The organism is Mesorhizobium sp. M1338, assembly GCF_040318045.1.
In the GTDB taxonomy this organism is placed as follows: domain Bacteria; phylum Pseudomonadota; class Alphaproteobacteria; order Rhizobiales; family Rhizobiaceae; genus Mesorhizobium.
In genome coordinates this window covers 31,737-46,514 of the sequence record NZ_JAMYLL010000008.1, presented here as the reverse complement: position 1 = coordinate 46,514, position 14,778 = coordinate 31,737, and the positions used below count along the sequence as shown (strand labels likewise).

At 63.0% G+C, this 14,778-nt stretch carries 17 protein-coding genes; 4 read left to right on the top strand and 13 right to left on the bottom strand.

All coding sequences use genetic code 11. The annotated features are described in order from the left end of the window. Window positions 1-9 precede the first annotated feature (9 nt). Both NKH19_RS10475 and NKH19_RS10470 read left to right on the top strand, forming a co-directional pair. The gene (locus NKH19_RS10475; protein ID WP_352864643.1) at window positions 10-525 is read left to right on the top strand and encodes a GNAT family N-acetyltransferase; all 516 of its coding nucleotides are present in this window, start codon (window positions 10-12) and stop codon (window positions 523-525) included. Further along, complete coding sequence (locus NKH19_RS10470; RefSeq protein ID WP_352864058.1) at window positions 522-1,550, top strand: histone deacetylase family protein; 1,029 nt, start codon at window positions 522-524, stop codon at window positions 1,548-1,550. The genes NKH19_RS10475 and NKH19_RS10470 overlap by 4 nt, the downstream gene beginning before the upstream one ends. An 18-nt stretch (window positions 1,551-1,568) precedes the next feature. Here the strand turns inward: NKH19_RS10470 and NKH19_RS10465 are convergent, their stop codons facing one another. From NKH19_RS10465 to NKH19_RS10455, 3 genes are all read right to left on the bottom strand, one after another. Further along, window positions 1,569-2,834 (bottom strand): cysteine desulfurase-like protein, encoded by a 1,266-nt coding sequence (locus NKH19_RS10465; RefSeq protein WP_352982107.1) that lies wholly within the window; start codon window positions 2,832-2,834, stop codon window positions 1,569-1,571. A gap of 51 nt (window positions 2,835-2,885) precedes the next feature. Continuing rightward, entirely contained in the window at window positions 2,886-3,953 is a 1,068-nt protein-coding gene (locus NKH19_RS10460) for an aldo/keto reductase (protein ID WP_352864053.1), read from the bottom strand. Window positions 3,954-4,070: 117 nt separating this feature from the next. Next, window positions 4,071-4,574: a hypothetical protein gene (locus NKH19_RS10455; protein ID WP_352864050.1), complete on the bottom strand. Its 504-nt coding sequence runs from the start codon at window positions 4,572-4,574 to the stop codon at window positions 4,071-4,073. A 393-nt stretch (window positions 4,575-4,967) separates the two neighbouring features. Here NKH19_RS10455 and NKH19_RS10450 point away from each other — a divergent pair, with 393 nt between their 5' ends. Continuing rightward, window positions 4,968-5,132: a hypothetical protein gene (locus tag NKH19_RS10450; protein ID WP_109669696.1), complete on the top strand. Its 165-nt coding sequence runs from the start codon at window positions 4,968-4,970 to the stop codon at window positions 5,130-5,132. Window positions 5,133-5,187: 55 nt separating this feature from the next. Here the strand turns inward: NKH19_RS10450 and NKH19_RS10445 are convergent, their stop codons facing one another. After that, on the bottom strand, window positions 5,188-5,694 hold the full coding sequence (locus tag NKH19_RS10445; RefSeq protein ID WP_352864046.1) for a DUF1993 domain-containing protein: 507 nt from the start codon (window positions 5,692-5,694) through the stop codon (window positions 5,188-5,190). Between the two features lie 136 nt (window positions 5,695-5,830). Between NKH19_RS10445 and NKH19_RS10440 the strand changes: the two genes are divergently transcribed. Next, complete coding sequence (locus NKH19_RS10440) at window positions 5,831-6,883, top strand: DUF1176 domain-containing protein (RefSeq protein WP_352982106.1); 1,053 nt, start codon at window positions 5,831-5,833, stop codon at window positions 6,881-6,883. Between the two features lie 58 nt (window positions 6,884-6,941). Here NKH19_RS10440 and NKH19_RS10435 read toward each other — a convergent pair whose 3' ends face one another. The 9 genes from NKH19_RS10435 to NKH19_RS10395 all read right to left on the bottom strand — a co-directional run bounded on the left by NKH19_RS10435 (window position 6,942) and on the right by NKH19_RS10395 (window position 14,719). Further along, a complete protein-coding gene (locus NKH19_RS10435; RefSeq protein ID WP_352864043.1) occupies window positions 6,942-7,808 on the bottom strand; it encodes an alpha/beta fold hydrolase in 867 nt (288 codons plus the stop codon). Continuing rightward, window positions 7,732-8,130, bottom strand: coding sequence for an epoxide hydrolase N-terminal domain-containing protein (locus NKH19_RS10430; RefSeq protein WP_352864041.1), 399 nt, complete (start codon window positions 8,128-8,130; stop codon window positions 7,732-7,734). Before NKH19_RS10430 ends, NKH19_RS10435 begins: the two co-directional genes overlap by 77 nt. Window positions 8,131-8,201: 71 nt before the next feature. Beyond that, window positions 8,202-9,056, bottom strand: coding sequence for an alpha/beta hydrolase (locus tag NKH19_RS10425; protein WP_502910905.1), 855 nt, complete (start codon window positions 9,054-9,056; stop codon window positions 8,202-8,204). 254 nt (window positions 9,057-9,310) lie between these two features. Further along, complete coding sequence (locus NKH19_RS10420) at window positions 9,311-10,921, bottom strand: NTP transferase domain-containing protein (protein WP_352864039.1); 1,611 nt, start codon at window positions 10,919-10,921, stop codon at window positions 9,311-9,313. Beyond that, window positions 10,918-11,622: an XdhC family protein gene (locus tag NKH19_RS10415; RefSeq protein WP_352864037.1), complete on the bottom strand. Its 705-nt coding sequence runs from the start codon at window positions 11,620-11,622 to the stop codon at window positions 10,918-10,920. Before NKH19_RS10415 ends, NKH19_RS10420 begins: the two co-directional genes overlap by 4 nt. 6 nt (window positions 11,623-11,628) lie before the next feature. Beyond that, entirely contained in the window at window positions 11,629-11,967 is a 339-nt protein-coding gene (locus NKH19_RS10410; RefSeq protein ID WP_352864035.1) for an XdhC family protein, read from the bottom strand. A 50-nt stretch (window positions 11,968-12,017) separates the two neighbouring features. Further along, the gene (locus NKH19_RS10405) at window positions 12,018-13,262 is read right to left on the bottom strand and encodes a vWA domain-containing protein (RefSeq protein ID WP_352864034.1); all 1,245 of its coding nucleotides are present in this window, start codon (window positions 13,260-13,262) and stop codon (window positions 12,018-12,020) included. Window positions 13,263-13,265: 3 nt separating this feature from the next. After that, entirely contained in the window at window positions 13,266-14,195 is a 930-nt protein-coding gene (locus tag NKH19_RS10400) for an AAA family ATPase (protein ID WP_013532114.1), read from the bottom strand. Further along, the gene (locus NKH19_RS10395) at window positions 14,192-14,719 is read right to left on the bottom strand and encodes a flavin reductase (RefSeq protein ID WP_352864032.1); all 528 of its coding nucleotides are present in this window, start codon (window positions 14,717-14,719) and stop codon (window positions 14,192-14,194) included. The genes NKH19_RS10400 and NKH19_RS10395 overlap by 4 nt, the downstream gene beginning before the upstream one ends. Window positions 14,720-14,778 lie beyond the last annotated feature (59 nt).

The following is a 14,778-nucleotide window of genomic DNA, read 5'->3' as shown; positions in this document are numbered from 1 at the left end:
ACGACCGTGATCAATCCATCAGCCAATGACGTCCGGCTTCGCCCCGGAACCCTTGATGACGCCGAAACCATCCATGCCGCGCTCTTGCGCCTCGGCACCCATATCGGCGCGCATGAGGAGATCACGTCCACCGCTGATGATCTCCGCCGCTACGGCTTCGGCGAAAAGCCAGCTTTCTCGACGTTGATCGCCGAGGTCGGCGGCGAGTTCGCCGGTCTCTGCCTGTATTTCCCGATCTTTTCGAGCTGGATGGGGCGGCCTGGCGTCTATGTGCAGGACCTCTATGTCGAGGACCGTTTTCGCGGCCGCAAGATCGGCGAGCGGCTGCTGCGGCACGTTGCGGCGCGGTGCCGGAAAGACGGCGGCGCCTATCTCCGACTGTCCGTCGACACCGACAATGAGGGCGCCAAGGCCTTTTATGAAAGGCTGGGCATCGCCTGGTCGAGCGATGAGCAGACGCAGAAGATCATCGGCGAGGCCTTCTTTGCCTTCGCCGACGCGACCGAGAATGGGGAGCAGAAATGAAAGCCTTCTACGCCGAGGAGCAGAAGCGCCACGACCCCAAGGCATTTCTTTCGAGCGGTGCGGCGCAGCCCAATCCGGAAAAGCCGGAGCGCGTCGAGAGATTGCTAGCCGGCGCAAAATCCGCAGGCTGCACGATCGAGCGGCCGCGCAATCTTGGGCTCGGCCCGGTCGCGGCGGTGCATACACCGGAATATCTGCATTTCCTCGAACATATCCACGCTCGCTGGCAGCGCATTGAGGGCGCGTCGGCCGAAGTGATCCCCAACATCCACCCGATCGCGCGCAACGGCTCCTATCCGGCTTCGGCGGTCGGTCAGGCCGGCTACCACATGGCCGATACCGCTTGCCCGATCTCGGGCGAGACATGGCAGAGCGCGCTGTGGAGCGCCTGGAGCGCGGTCGAAGCCGCCGAGGCGGTTATATCAGGCGCACCGGCCGCCTACGCGCTGTGCCGCCCGCCCGGCCATCACGCCTTTGCAGATGTCGCCGGCGGCTTCTGTTTCATCAACAACTCGGCCGTCGCCGCGCAGGTCTTGCGCAAGCAGGCGGCGCGGGTAACGATCCTCGATGTCGACCTGCATCATGGCAATGGCACGCAAGGCATCTTCTATTCACGGCCTGATGTTCTCACCGTCTCGCTGCATGCCGATCCGGTGCGCTTCTATCCGTTCTTCTGGGGCCATGCCGACGAGCGCGGCGAAGGACCCGGCCTCGGCTATAGCTTCAACCTGCCGCTGCCGCGCAAATCCACTGATGCGGCCTTTCTGGAAGCGCTCGAGGTGGCATTCCAGCGCATTCGTGCCTTTTCGCCCGACGCGCTGGTCGTGGCGCTCGGCCTCGACGCGTTCGAGGGCGATCCGTTCGGTGGACTTTCGGTGACGACACCGGGCTTCTCGCGCATCGGCGAGGCGATCGCCAAGCTCGGCCTGCCGACGGTCATCGTCCAGGAAGGCGGTTATCTCTGCGATGAGCTCGGTGACAATCTCACCGCCTTCCTCACCGGCTTCGGCGGCAAGGCGCGGTGATTTTGCCCTGACAGTGCGTCAGGAGCGCTGTTGTCTGAGCATCGCAATCACCCGATGCACGCTCTCCAGCGTCTCGTCGATTTCGGCAGATGTGTTGTAGTGGGCGATGCCGATGCGCACGACGCCTTGCTCGGCCGGAATGCCGAGCTGGTGGACGATCTCCCAGGCATAGTTGTGGCCGGACCACAGGAAGATGTTTTCGGCGTTCATCTGCCGCACGATCGTTTCGGGCACGATGCCGTCGACCGTGAAGGACGCGGTCGGCACGCGATCGCCAAGCCGCTTCGGATCGGTGATGCCGTGGATGGTCAAGCCCCCGATATCGGACAGGCCATCGATCAGTTGTTGCGCCAGCGGGTTCTCGTAGGCGGTCGAGACGTCGAACGCCTTGGCGATCTTCCGCCTTCTTGAACCGCCCTCGCCCGCAGCGGCGCCGAGATCGGCAAAGTAATCGACGGCGGCGGTGAGGCCGGCCATCAGCTCGATCTGCGGCGTGCCCAGTTCAAACCGCTCCGGCAGGCCATTGGACGAGCAACGGCACTTGTAAGGTTTCAGACCATCGATGACGTCGCGCCGGCCCCACAATATGCCCATATGCGGACCGAAGAATTTGTAGGCCGAGCAGATCAGGAAATCGCAGCCGATGTCCTGCACGTCGATCAGGCCATGCGGAGCGAACTGCACGGCGTCGACATAGACAAGGGCGCCGGCATTCCTGCCGATGGCGGTCAGCGCCTTCACCCGGTTGATCGAGCCGGTCAGGTTGCTGGCGTAGTTCAACGCGACCAGCCGGGTCCTATCCGTAAGCAGCACGGCCAGCGTCGCCTCTTCGACCTGCCAGCTCATTTCGTCGAACGGCAGCCAGCGCACGACGAGGCCGAGGTCCTCGGCCAGTTGCAGCCAGGGTGAGACGTTGCCCTCGTGGTCCATGCGGGTGAGGATGATCTCGTCGCCAGGCTGCATCGTGCGGCCAAGCGTGCGCGACATGTGATAGGTCAGCGTCGTCATGTTGGCGCCGATTATGATCTCCTCGGTGCTTGCGGCGCCAAGGAAATCGGCCATTGCCGCGTGCGCCTCGTCGACGACGGCCTGCGCGGCAACCGTCGTTTCGAAATAGCCGCCGAGATTAGCATTGGTGGTCAGGAGACAGCGCGACACGGCGTCCGCGACGGCTTGCGGCACCTGCGTGCCGGCAGGGTTGTCGAGATAGATGCGGCGGCGGCCCTTATCAGTCAGGGAAAGAGCCGGAAACTTTTGACGCACTGTCTCGACCGGAAAATTCATTGTCGCCCGCTCCCTTGGAATTATCGAGTATTCGGCCACATCCGATCCCGTTCAGGGACAGGGATTGCCGACCCGCTGGTGGATCGCATCCACCGCCTTCTGCATCTCCTCGGTCCAGACGACATCGACGGAAGACAGCGCCATGTCGAGCTGCGAAATGGTCGTCGCGCCGACGATGTTGGAGGTGACGAAGGGCCGACTTGAGACATAGGCATTGGCAAACAATGCCGGCTCCAGGCCAAAGGAGCGCGCCAACTCATTGTATTCGAGCTGGGCTTCGGCGGCACCTGGCGTCTCGTAGCGCTGGCCGCGGTTGAACAGTTGCGAACGCGACCCCTGCGGACGCGCGCCATGGTCGTATTTGCCGGTGAGGTAGCCCTGCGCCAGCGGCGAATAGGGGAGCAGCGACACCTGCTCGCGCTCGCAGACCTCGGCGAGGTTCACCTCGAAGGTGCGGTTGACGAGATTGTAGGCGTTCTGGATCGACGCGACGCGCGGGCCGATACCCTTGTCAGCCTCGGCAAGGAACCGCATCACGCCCCAGGAACTCTCGTTCGACAGGCCGAAATGGCGGATCTTTCCCACCTTCACCAGTTCGTCGAACACGGCGAGCGTCTCGGCGATCGGTGTTTCGTCGGCCGGCGCGCCCACAGAATCGGCGCGCGGCGATACGGCGCCGACGCGCGTCGGATTGGCGCCCCAGGGAATGTCCCGTTCCGGCCAATGGATCTGGTAGAGGTCGATGTAGTCGGTGCCGAGCTTGGCCAGCGATTTCTCGATGGCGTCAAAAATATCGGCGCGCACCAATTGCGATGGCCTGTCGCCGCGAAACCACCGGTTGGCCGTGCGGCCGACGACCTTGGAGGCAAGGATCACCTTGTCGCGGTTGCGGTTGGCTTTCATCCAGCTGCCGATGATCTTTTCGGTCCACCCTTGCGTCTCCGCCTTGGGCGGGATCGGGTAGAGTTCGGCGGTGTCGATGAAATTGACGCCGCGCGAGAAAGCCAGGTCCATCTGGGCGTGGCCTTCGGCCTCTGTGTTCTGCTGGCCCCAGGTCATGGAGCCCAGGCAGATTTGGCTAACAAGAAGATCGGTCCGACCGAGACGGCGTTTGTGCATGGGATTCTGCTCCGGAGGAAAGGCGTGCGCGGCAGCGCGGGGAGGAAGTCCCATCCTACGGAAAGCAGAGGCGCTCTCCAAGCCTCGCCAGACCGACTTTTGCGTGAACAAGCTACGTTAGCGGCGAGCACCGGCCAGCGCGCGGCGCTTGGCCTCGTCGATCAGCATGTTGGCCACCTGCATGCGGATCATGGCGCGCTGGCGCAGATGCGGTGCGACACGGTCCGGATGATTGGCGAAGGCAAAGCTGCGGCGCATGCGGCTGAAATCGGCGACCTGCTTGGGCTGATTGAGGCCAAGTTCGACGGCGATGGATTCCGGATCGATCGGCGGCAGCTTCTCCTCGGGCTTTGGCTCTTCGCCGGCGAGAGCCAGTTTGGCATGATCGAGCAAGGCGGCGAATTCGGTCGCCAGATCAGCACCCGCCTCGCGATATTCAGTGGCAAAGCCGCTGGCGGAAACCTTGATGCGGCCGGAATGGAGTTCATCCGCCACCGAGAGATAGTCGAACGGGATGGATGGACGAGCGCCGGCCTCCTCGCCCTCGATCCCGTCGCCCCCAATTCCGTCGCCCCCAATTCCATCGCCCTTGTCGGAAGCGACGAAGAGGTCGTCGAGCAACGAAGCGAAATCCCGCTTGGTGCCAGTCGCGATGTCAGCCTCCTCCTTGCCAGACTATCCGGGTGTCGAAGCATAGAATCGGCTCGTTAAAAATGCATGCCATCGATCTTAACGAATTTAGCATTGCCTGGATCGTTGCTCGGGCACCGCAATCCCGGACAAAAAGCCGGAACGCACTTTCATGCAGTCCGGAATTCGCCAGGAGGGCGAGGAAAAACCGGCCATGTAGCCGGCATTCGAGCCTACGGGGCTCGCCGTGCAAAAGTTTCAGTCCGTTGCAAAATATGGCCGAAGAAATCATCAGCACATGGCTGGCATGCAAATGCTGCACTGCACAATTGTCACGATTCACCTATATTGGCGGCCGTGGAGGAGCAATCAGGGGCTTGAATCATGGGTTTCTTCACTGAAATGTTCGCCCGGCCGCGGCCGCAGGAGCATCTGAGATACCGTTCCGCGCTCGCACTGCTCCATGCGATGAGCAATGCCGACCGTGCCGACATCGGTATCAAGCCGGCCGACTTTCCACGCATTGCCCGCGAAATGTCCATTCGTTAGGCGTATACCGTCGCGAGATGTCCCGGCCTCCACGGGACATCTCGAAACTCAATCCTCAACGCGCTCCCAGGAACGTCGCCTTGCCCAGCGGCACGCCGTTGTGGCGAAGGATGTCGTAAGCGGTGGTGAGGTGAAAATAGAAGTTGGGCATGGCCACATGCAGCAGATACTGCATGCCGGGCATCGAGCTTTCGCGTCCGCCAAGCTTCAGTTCGATGATCTTGTCATCCGAACCGTCGAATTCGGCCGCCGAAAATGTCGCCAGTAGGTCCAGGGTCTTCGTGATGCGCGCCTGGACATCGGCGAAACTCGCCTCGTTGTCCTCGTATCTGGGCACCTCGCGGCCGGCGAGCCGTGACGGCGCACCCTTGGCATGGTCGGTGGCGATCTGCACCTGCCGGGTCAGAGCATACATGTCGGGCGCCAGCCGCGACGTCAAAAACACCTGCGGGTCGATCTTGCGGTCAATCGCATTCTGTTCGGCGGTCGCAAGCACATTGGAAAGTGCTTTCAGCCTGACTGAGAACACGGGCACGGATGCCTCATACATCGATATGGTCACGTCAAATCTCCTGTCCGGCCGAACGCCGGCGGATGCGACGTAGCGCCTTCGCGCACGATTCTTCAAGACCGCCGAACCAGCGCCACCACGTTGCCGCAATCGCCATTGTAGACTCTCCTATCGAGCGGAGATTCAGATGAGACGCGCCCTTTTCGCAGCGACTGCCTTTCTCTCCCTTGCCCCGATCGGCCAGACGGCATTGGCCGCCGAAGATGCGCCCGAAGCGCCCTATATCGACGACAGGTCGAGCGCCGAGGCGGTCGTCCGCTCGCTCTACAGCGCCATCAACCGGCATGAATTCGCCCGCGCCTGGGGGTATTTCGGTGATACGAAGCCGGCAAAGGATTTCGACAGTTTCGTCAAGGGTTATGACGGCACCGACAAGGTCGAGGTGGAGACCGGGGCCGTTTCGGACGAAGGTGCAGCGGGCAGCATTTTCTACAACGTCCCCGTCGCCATCCGCGCCACCGACAAGACCGGCGGCGAGAAGGTCTTTGCCGGCTGCTATACGCTGCGCCAGGTGAATGCGCAGATCCAGGCGGCGCCACCCTTCGATCCGATCCACATCGAAAAAGGCGCGCTGAAACCCTCCACCGCTGATTTCGAGGAGGCGCTGCCGCCAAGCTGCGGCGACGGGCCGCCACCGCCGAAGAAGGACACGGCACTGGAGCAGGCCAAGAGAGCCTTTCTGGCGACCTATGGCGACCAGTGCGACAAGCAGTTCCTGGCCAATGAGCCGGAGGGCTTTTCGATCAAATACAAGGACAAGAATGCGCAGCCCGGCGATCCTGACAAGGAAACGCGGCTGTTTCATTTTTCGTGTTCGGCCGCCGCCTACAATGAAAGCTCGGTCTACTACATGACGGATGAGGTGGACGGCGTGCGGCAATTGCAGTTCGCCGAACCGGAGACCGATATCCGCTACGAGAACAACGACAGTGACGGCAAGCTGTTGAGCGTGACGGTGATCGGCTTCCACACCACGGGATGGGCCACCAATTCCGACTATGACCCGGACGCCCATACGATCACCACGTTCAACAAATGGCGCGGCATCGGCGATGCCTCCGACTCCGGCACATATCTGTTCCGCAACGGTGATTTTTCGCTGGTCCAGTACGACGTCGATGCGTCCTATGACGGCGAGGAAAATCCGCAGACGGTTGTCGACTACAACACCGCGCCGTAGGGAAGACTCAAATCAAGAACGCCGCGTTCGACCCGTCCTTCGCTTTCACCTTCTCGATTCAGGCCGCGAACGCATCGGCCGAAAGAAGGCGCGAATGTCCTGGACCAGAAGATTCGGCTCCTCCAGTGCAGCGAAATGGCCGCCTCGCGGCATCGGCGTCCATCGCTGCACGTCGAAGACCCCTCGCCACCCAGGAGCGCGGCGGCATTGGCAACTCGCGGGGGAAAAGCGCTACCCCAAGCGGCGGCGAAACGCGTTCCGGAGCCTTGAACGCAAGAGGGGAGAGCCGATTCTCCTTGTAGAGCCGCAAGGACGAGGTGAGCGCATTGGTGAACCAGTAGAGAGAAACGTCCGTAAGGAGCGCGTCCATGCCAAAGGCGCGTTCCACGTCACCGTCGCAATCGCTCCAGGAACGGAACTTCTCGATCATCCAGGCCGCGAGACCGACCGGCGAGTCAGTCAGCGCATAAGCGAGCGTCTGAGGCTTCGTGCCCTGCAGATGGGCATAGGCACCCTCCGTTGCCGTCCAGGCCGCAGCCTTGTCCAGAAAGGCCTGTTCCTCAACGGTGACAGGTGGCTGAGCTGCACCCAAGGGCGGCCGATAGCTCCCGGGAATGTAATTGACGTGGACGCCAAGCACGTTTTCAGGACGGAGCCGTGCCATCCAGGCGGAGACGCCCGCGCCGATGTCGCCGCCCTGGCAAGCGAAGCGGTCATAGCCGAGCCCGCACATCAACTGCACCCATAGCTCCGCGATGCGGCCGGAGTGGAAGCCTGGTTCCGTCGGCGCCTGCGAGAAGCCGTATCCGGGCAAGGAGGGAACCACGACGTGGAAAGCGTCGGCTGGGTCACCACCATGGGCAGATGGGTCCGTCAGCAATGGAATGATGTGTTCCCATTTCGATGAAGGAACCGGGCCAGCCATGCGTGATGATCAGCGGCAGCGGCGCCGGTCCGGTGCCTGGCTGGTGGACAAAATGGACATCCAGGTTGTTCACCCTAGCCAGATATTGCGGCAGCCGGTTCAGCCGCGCCTCTTGCGCTCTCCAGTCGAAGCGATCTCGCCAGTAGTCCGCAAGGCGCTCCATGAGCGGCAGGTCGGCCCCATCGTTCCAGCCTGTTTCGATTAGCGGAACTGGCCATCGCGTTGCGTGAAGACGGTCTTGGAGATCCTCAAGTCGTTCGTTCGGAATCTGGATATTGAAGGGGCGAGCGTCCATCGTCGTGCTTCCGAGCTGTTGGATCATCAGCCTACACCAGCAAGAGGATATCGGCCGGGCCATGATCGCCAAACCCACTGCACTTTGGCCGATATGCATCAGGGCGCCTTGGACAGCATCCAGTTGAGCGTGCCGCGCCAATCGATCATGCGGATCGGGGTGCCATGGGTGCCGGTCTCGAAACGGACGAAACGCGTCGGATAGGGATAGGCTTTCGATTTGGCGATGATCGAGCGGAAGAACGCTTCCTGCTTTCCCACGGGGAAAACCACGTCATGGCTGCCTTGCCCGAAGAAGATCGGGACATGGCGCCGGAAGGCGGGGCTTGCCAGGAAACTCTCGTCCCATAGCGAGCCGAGCAGCAGCAGCCCGTTGATGCGCCGGCCGGTATCGTTGCGGGCGGCAAGCTTCCAGCACAGGGCGCCGCCCATCGAGCCACAGGCGACGAAGATCTTCGCGCCCGGCGATTGCTCGGCATAGTGATTGATCAGGGCCGCGACCTGCGCCGCGCCGGTGTCGCCGAAATCGGAAAAGTCCGGGCTGAGATAGAGGCCACCATTGCCGGCCATCAGGTTCTTGAGCCGGTTGAAATTACCGCCGAAAGTGAAGTCGTCGACGCCCTGCTTGCGGCTGCCGCCCTGCCCGTGCAGGTAAAGCACGATGATGCCGGCGCCCTCGGTCTTGCCGACGGCAATATGCCTGACATCGCCGGCATCGGTCTTCAAGAGCAGATCCTGCTGCACCTTGCGAACGCCGGTGTCGGTGTATTGGGCGTGCACCCGGCGCTCCGGGACCTGGTCACGCTGGTTGATGTCGCGCATCTCGCGATAGTCGATGACGGTGTAGGCGCCATCGGTGTCGGACGACAGCGTGGCCGGATAGGCGAAGAGATCGTCCTTGAAGGGCTTTAGTTCGAGAGCGGTGGCGTAACCGGCAGAAAACAAGAAAAATATCGAAATCAGAAAGGCATGGAGCGTGACCGCCCCCCTCTGACCTGCCGGCCATCTCCCCCTCAAGGGGGGAGATTGGATGCGCCTTCGGCTTTCGCCAATCTCCAAAGTTGCAAGATGGACGCCGCCATCGAAGCTGCCGATCTCCCCCCTTGAGGGGGAGATGGCCGGCAGGCCAGAGGGGGGTAAAAGCGCAAACGCAGAGGGAAGGAAGCGAGTAGCCATGCCCAAGGCATGCGTAATTCGGCTTGGGTTTGTCAATCCTGCAGCACGCCGCCGGCGCCTTCCAGCGCCTCGCGTGTGTCGACATCGACAGACGCCGCCGCACCGATCTCGACATCGATGACATCGAGCCCTTCGGTCTCGACCAGATGGCGTGCGCCGGTATCGCCTTCGAGATGGGCGATCGCCGGGAACAGCGAACGCGGCAAAAGCACCGGGTTGCCGCGTTTGCCATTATGTGAGGCGCGGACCACCGAATTGCCGCCGGCCTTGCGGAAGGCATCGATCAACCTGTCGAGGTCATCGGACGCGATACCCGGCATGTCGCCGAGAACGATCATTACACCGGCGGAGTCTTCCGGCAGATAGGCAATGCCGGTTTTCAGCGAGGTGGACAGGCCTTCGCTAAAATCGGGATTGTCGGCGAAGGTCACGTCGAGGCCCGCCAGCGCCGCGCGCACCCGCTCGCGCTGGTGGCCGGTGACGACAATCGTGCTAGACGCCTTCGAGCCGAACGCCCGCTCGGCGGTGCGGCGCACCAGCGGCTTGCCATCGAACAGCGCCAGCAGCTTGTTCGGTCCACCCATGCGGCTCGACCGGCCAGCCGCCAGCAGCACGATGCCGACCTTAAGCTGGCTTTTGGCCGGCAGCGGTTCGCGCGGCTGCGGCCGCGTCGGGATTTCCATCAGCAGCCCGCCGACCCCCATGCCGGCGATATCCTTGGCGGTCACATCAAGGCCAGCGATCAACCGATCCAGCACCCAGTCGAAGCCGTTCTCCTTGGGGCTGCGGGCGCAGCCGGGCGCGCCGATGACGCGCTTGCCATCGAGTGTGCCGAGCACCAGCAGATTGCCGGGATCGACCGGCATGCCCGCGCGGATGACAGTACCGCCCGCCCTCTCGATGGCGGCTGGAACGACATCGGCGAAATCGCTCATTGCCGAGGCGCCGAAGATCACCACCATGTCGTTGTCGCGCGCCAGCGACGCCGCGGCTTCCGCCACCGGTGCGATTTCATGCGGCGTGCGGCGCTCCGCCGTCAGCCTGCCGCCGGTGCGCGCCAGCCGGGCTTCGGTGACGCGCAGCGTCTTGTCCAGCACTCCAGGCTTGATGCCCGGCAGAACCGTCTGGATGACGCCGACACGCATCGCCTGGTAGGCATTGACGGCAAAGATCTCGCCGCCGGCACAGATTTTTGTCGCGGCTTCGACCAGCGCCGAACTGACCGCGAACGGAATAATCTTCACGGTCGCGACCATCTGGCCTTTCTCGACCGGCGCATGCTGCGCCAGCGTGGCGATGGTGATGGCCGGATCGATGGCATTGATAGCGTCGATGACAGCAGCATCGACCGTGAAAATGCCCGATGCGTTGGCATGGAGATTGACCCGCCCGGTCGCGGCCGACCTGGCCCCGATGCCGCGAAAGGTCATGCTGTCAGCGATCGCCAGCGCGGCGGCATCCTCGCCGAGGTCGTCGGCAGCCAGCACGGCCGCAACGACCTCGGAAATACCGGCGACCCGCAGCAGCGCCACGTCTTCGGCGCTTAGTCTGTGCGCCTTGCGGAAGCGCCGCTCGCCAGCGGTGGTGGCATGCGCGAGCACCGCGCCTTCAGCCGCCTCGATCGGGATCGATCCGAACTTCACGCCGCCGCGCCTTTGGCTTCCACACCGCGCGAGCGGAAGGCGCGGATCGCTTGCGCCAGCACCGCAACCGCGATCTCGGCCGGGCTGGCAGCACCTATGTCGAGTCCGATCGGAGCGTGGATGCGGCCGATCTGGTCGGCGGTTGCGCCCAGCGCCAGCAGGCGCTCGACACGCTTGGCATGCGTCTTCCTGCTGCCGAGCGCTCCGACATAGAAGCAGTTGGCGTCGAGTGCGGCCTTCAGGGCGAAATCATCGATCTTCGGATCATGGGTGACGGCGGCAACTGCGGTGTAGCTGTCGAGCGGCTGGCGCTTCAGCACATCCTCCGGCCATTCGGCATGGAGCGCCACGTCGGGAAAGCGGTCCGGGGTGGCGAAAGCGGTGCGGGGATCGATGATCTCCACGGGGTAGCCGGCGATTTTCGCCATCGGCGCCAGCGCCTGGCTGATATGGACAGCGCCAATGACGACCAGACGCGGCTGTGGCAGGTGCGCATTGAGAAAGAAGGTTCGCCCCTCGGCTTCGACCGAACCGGAATTGCCAGTGCGGAACGTCCTGGCGATCGCGGCGCCGAGATCGCCGGCGAGCTGATCGCCCTCGCGCACGATGCGGTCGCGGCCATCACCAAGGTCGGTGACAAGGATCGCCGCGCGGCGTGCACGGCGTTCGGCGTTCAAAGTTCTTAAGGCATAGGGATCCATCCGAGATCAGCCCAGTCTTTCCACATAGACCTTGATGCGGCCGCCACAGGACAGGCCGACCTGCCAGGCGGTTTCGTCGGCAACACCGAACTCCAGCATCCGGGCCTTGCCGCTGTCGATGACGTCGATGGCCTCGGTCACCACCGCGCCTTCGACGCATCCGCCCGAAACGGAGCCCTGGAAATTGCCGTCCGCATCGATGACCAGATGGCTGCCTACGGGGCGAGGCGCTGATCCCCACGTCTCGACCACTGTCGCGATGGCCACGTCCTTGCCGTCCTTCATCCAGCCCTCCGCGATGATCAAGGGGTCGCGGGCCTCATCTAGATAAATGCTGTCGCTCATCGTTGCTTCTCTCAGGGTCTGTTTTTCCTAAAGAACTGGCAAACATATGGCTATGCGGCGTGCCTCGCGCCAGCTTCCAGCCATCGGCGCGGATCAACGGATTGTGCCGACTTCTTGTCCAGCGACGCGCAGAGATCGGCCAGCGCGTCGAGATTGTGCACCGAGCGAAACTCGTCGACATGCGGCAGCATCGCCTTGACGCCGCGGGCGCGCGCCTGGAAACCGTCGAAGCGCAGCAGCGGGTTCAGCCAGATCAGCCGCCGGCAGGATTTGTGCAGGCGCTCCATTTCCTCCGACAGTCCGGCGACATCGTCGCGCTCCAGTCCGTCGGTGATCAGAAGCACGACCGCGCCCTGCCCCAGCACGCGCCGCGACCATATCAGGTTGAACTCGGCCAGCGTGTCGCCGATGCGGGTGCCTCCCGACCAGTCCCTGACCGCCGTCGAACAATCGGCAAGGGCGGCATCGGGGTCGCGATGACGCATCTGCCGGGTCAGGTTGGTGAGCCGGGTGCCGAAAACGAACGTGTGCACACGCCGGCGTTTTTCCGTCAGCGCATGCAGGAAATGCAGGAAAATGCGCGTGTACTGGCTCATCGAGCCGGAAATGTCGGCCAGCACAACCAGCGGCGGATGAACCTCGCGAGCTGAGCGGAATTTCGGCAGGATCAGTTCACCGCCGGTGCGCGCCGCTGAGCGCATCATGGCGCGCGGATCGACGCGACGGCCATGCGCATCGGCCTTGAAACGCCGCGTCCGCACCATGTCGAAAGGCAGCCGCAACTGGGCGATCGCCTTCTTGGCGTCAGCCATCTCGGCCGCATTCATCTGGGCAAAGTCCTTGCCGCGCAGCACCTCATTGCCGGAAAAAGTGAAGCGGGCGTCGACCTCGATCTCGGGAATTTCCTGGGCCGGCTGGTTCTTCTGATGGCCTTCGAACATCGCCTGGCTGACACGGTTCTCGGCGGCGCGCGGCTTCTGCTTCTCCCTGACATCAGGCGCCACCGGCGAAAACATCGCCAGCATCTTTTCAATCAGCTCGCGCGATTTCCAGAACAGCCGGAAGGCTTCGTCGAAAGTGGCGTGGTCCTCGTGCCGCGACACCAGCACGGCGTGCAGGGTCCAGTAGAAATCATCCCGCGAGCCGATGCCGGCGACCAGCACCGCCTCGATGGCGTCCTTGACCGAAGCCGGCCCGACCCTCATGCCGGACTTGCGCAGAATGCGGGCGAAATAGACGATGTTGTCGGCGATCCGCCCGTCGGCCTTCGCTTCTTTCGGCTCCTGGTTCGGCATCGCCTACTCCGCTGCCGAAAGCTCGGCCTTCACCTCGTTGAGGATGCGCCGGCCTTCGCCCTGTTCGATACGGGCAATGTCGTCCTGATATTTCAGCAGCACGCCGATCGTGTCGGAGACGGTTTCAGGATCGAGCGCCACCTTGTCGAGCTCGGTCAGCGCGCCGGCCCAGTCGATGGTCTCGGCGACACCCGGCACCTTGAACAGCTCGATCTGGCGCAGCTTCTGGATGAAGGAGACCACTTCGGCCGAAAGCCGTTGATTGGCCTGCGGCACCTTGCGGCGCACGATTTCCAGTTCGCGCTCGGCATTGGGATAGTCGACCCAATGATAGAGGCAGCGCCGTTTCAGCGCGTCGTGGATTTCGCGGGTACGGTTGGTGGTGATGATGACGATCGGCGGCTCTTCCGCCTTGATGGTGCCGAGTTCAGGCACCGTGACCTGGAAGTCGGACAGGATTTCGAGCAGGAAAGCTTCGAACGCCTCGTCGGTGCGATCGAGCTCGTCGATCAGGAAAACCGGAGCAGCCCCCGCCTTGCCGGTCAGCGCATCGAGCACCGGGCGGCGGATCAGGTATTTTTCGGAGAAGACGTTGCGCTCCATGGCGGAGCGCTCGACCTTGCCGGCCGCCTCCTCCATGCGGATCTCGATCATCTGCGCGGCATAGTTCCACTCATAGACGGCAGACGAGACGTCGAGGCCTTCATAGCACTGCAGGCGGATCAGCCGGCGGCCGAGCGCCTGCGCCAGCACCTTGGCGATCTCGGTCTTGCCGACGCCGGCCTCGCCCTCGAGGAACAGCGGCCGCTTCATGCGCAACGACAGGAACAGCACGGTCGCCAGCGACCGGTCCGCCACATAGTCCGCGCCGGTCAGGAGATCGAGCGTCTCGTCGATCGTCCGCGGCGCGGCGCGCGGTTTCAGCTCGGTCATTCTTTCTCCGTGAACGCCGGCGCTCCGCTTTCCAGAACGTGGTAGCCGCGAGCGTGGTAGATCAGCGGCCGCAAATTATCGCCCATCCGCAGGCCTGTCACCTTGCCAAAAAGCACACGATGGGTGGCGAGGTCCTTGGTGTCGATCAGTTCGCAGTCGAACACGGCGAGCGCGCCCTTCAGCGTCGGCGCGCCGGTCGAGATCAGGTCCCATTCGCCGAGCGCGAAACGCTCCTCGACCGGCAGGCCGGTCATGCCGGAAAACCCGACCGACAGCGGCTCCTGATGCGAAGCCAGGGTGTTCAAGGCAAATCTGCCGTTTTTTACGAACGGCTCATTCTTGGGATTTTCACGGTTGAGGCAGACCAGAATGATTGGGGGCGTGTCCGAGACGGAACAGGCCGCGATCACCGTCGCGCCGCGCTTGCCGGCCGGCCCATCGGTGGTGACAACATGGACATGGCCGGCAAAATGGCTCATCGCGTCGCGGTAGGCCTGCGGCCCAATGTCGTTCTTCTTCAGCACCGTATATTTTCCATGGTCAGGATCCCACCGACATATATGGCCATACATAGCCCGCCACA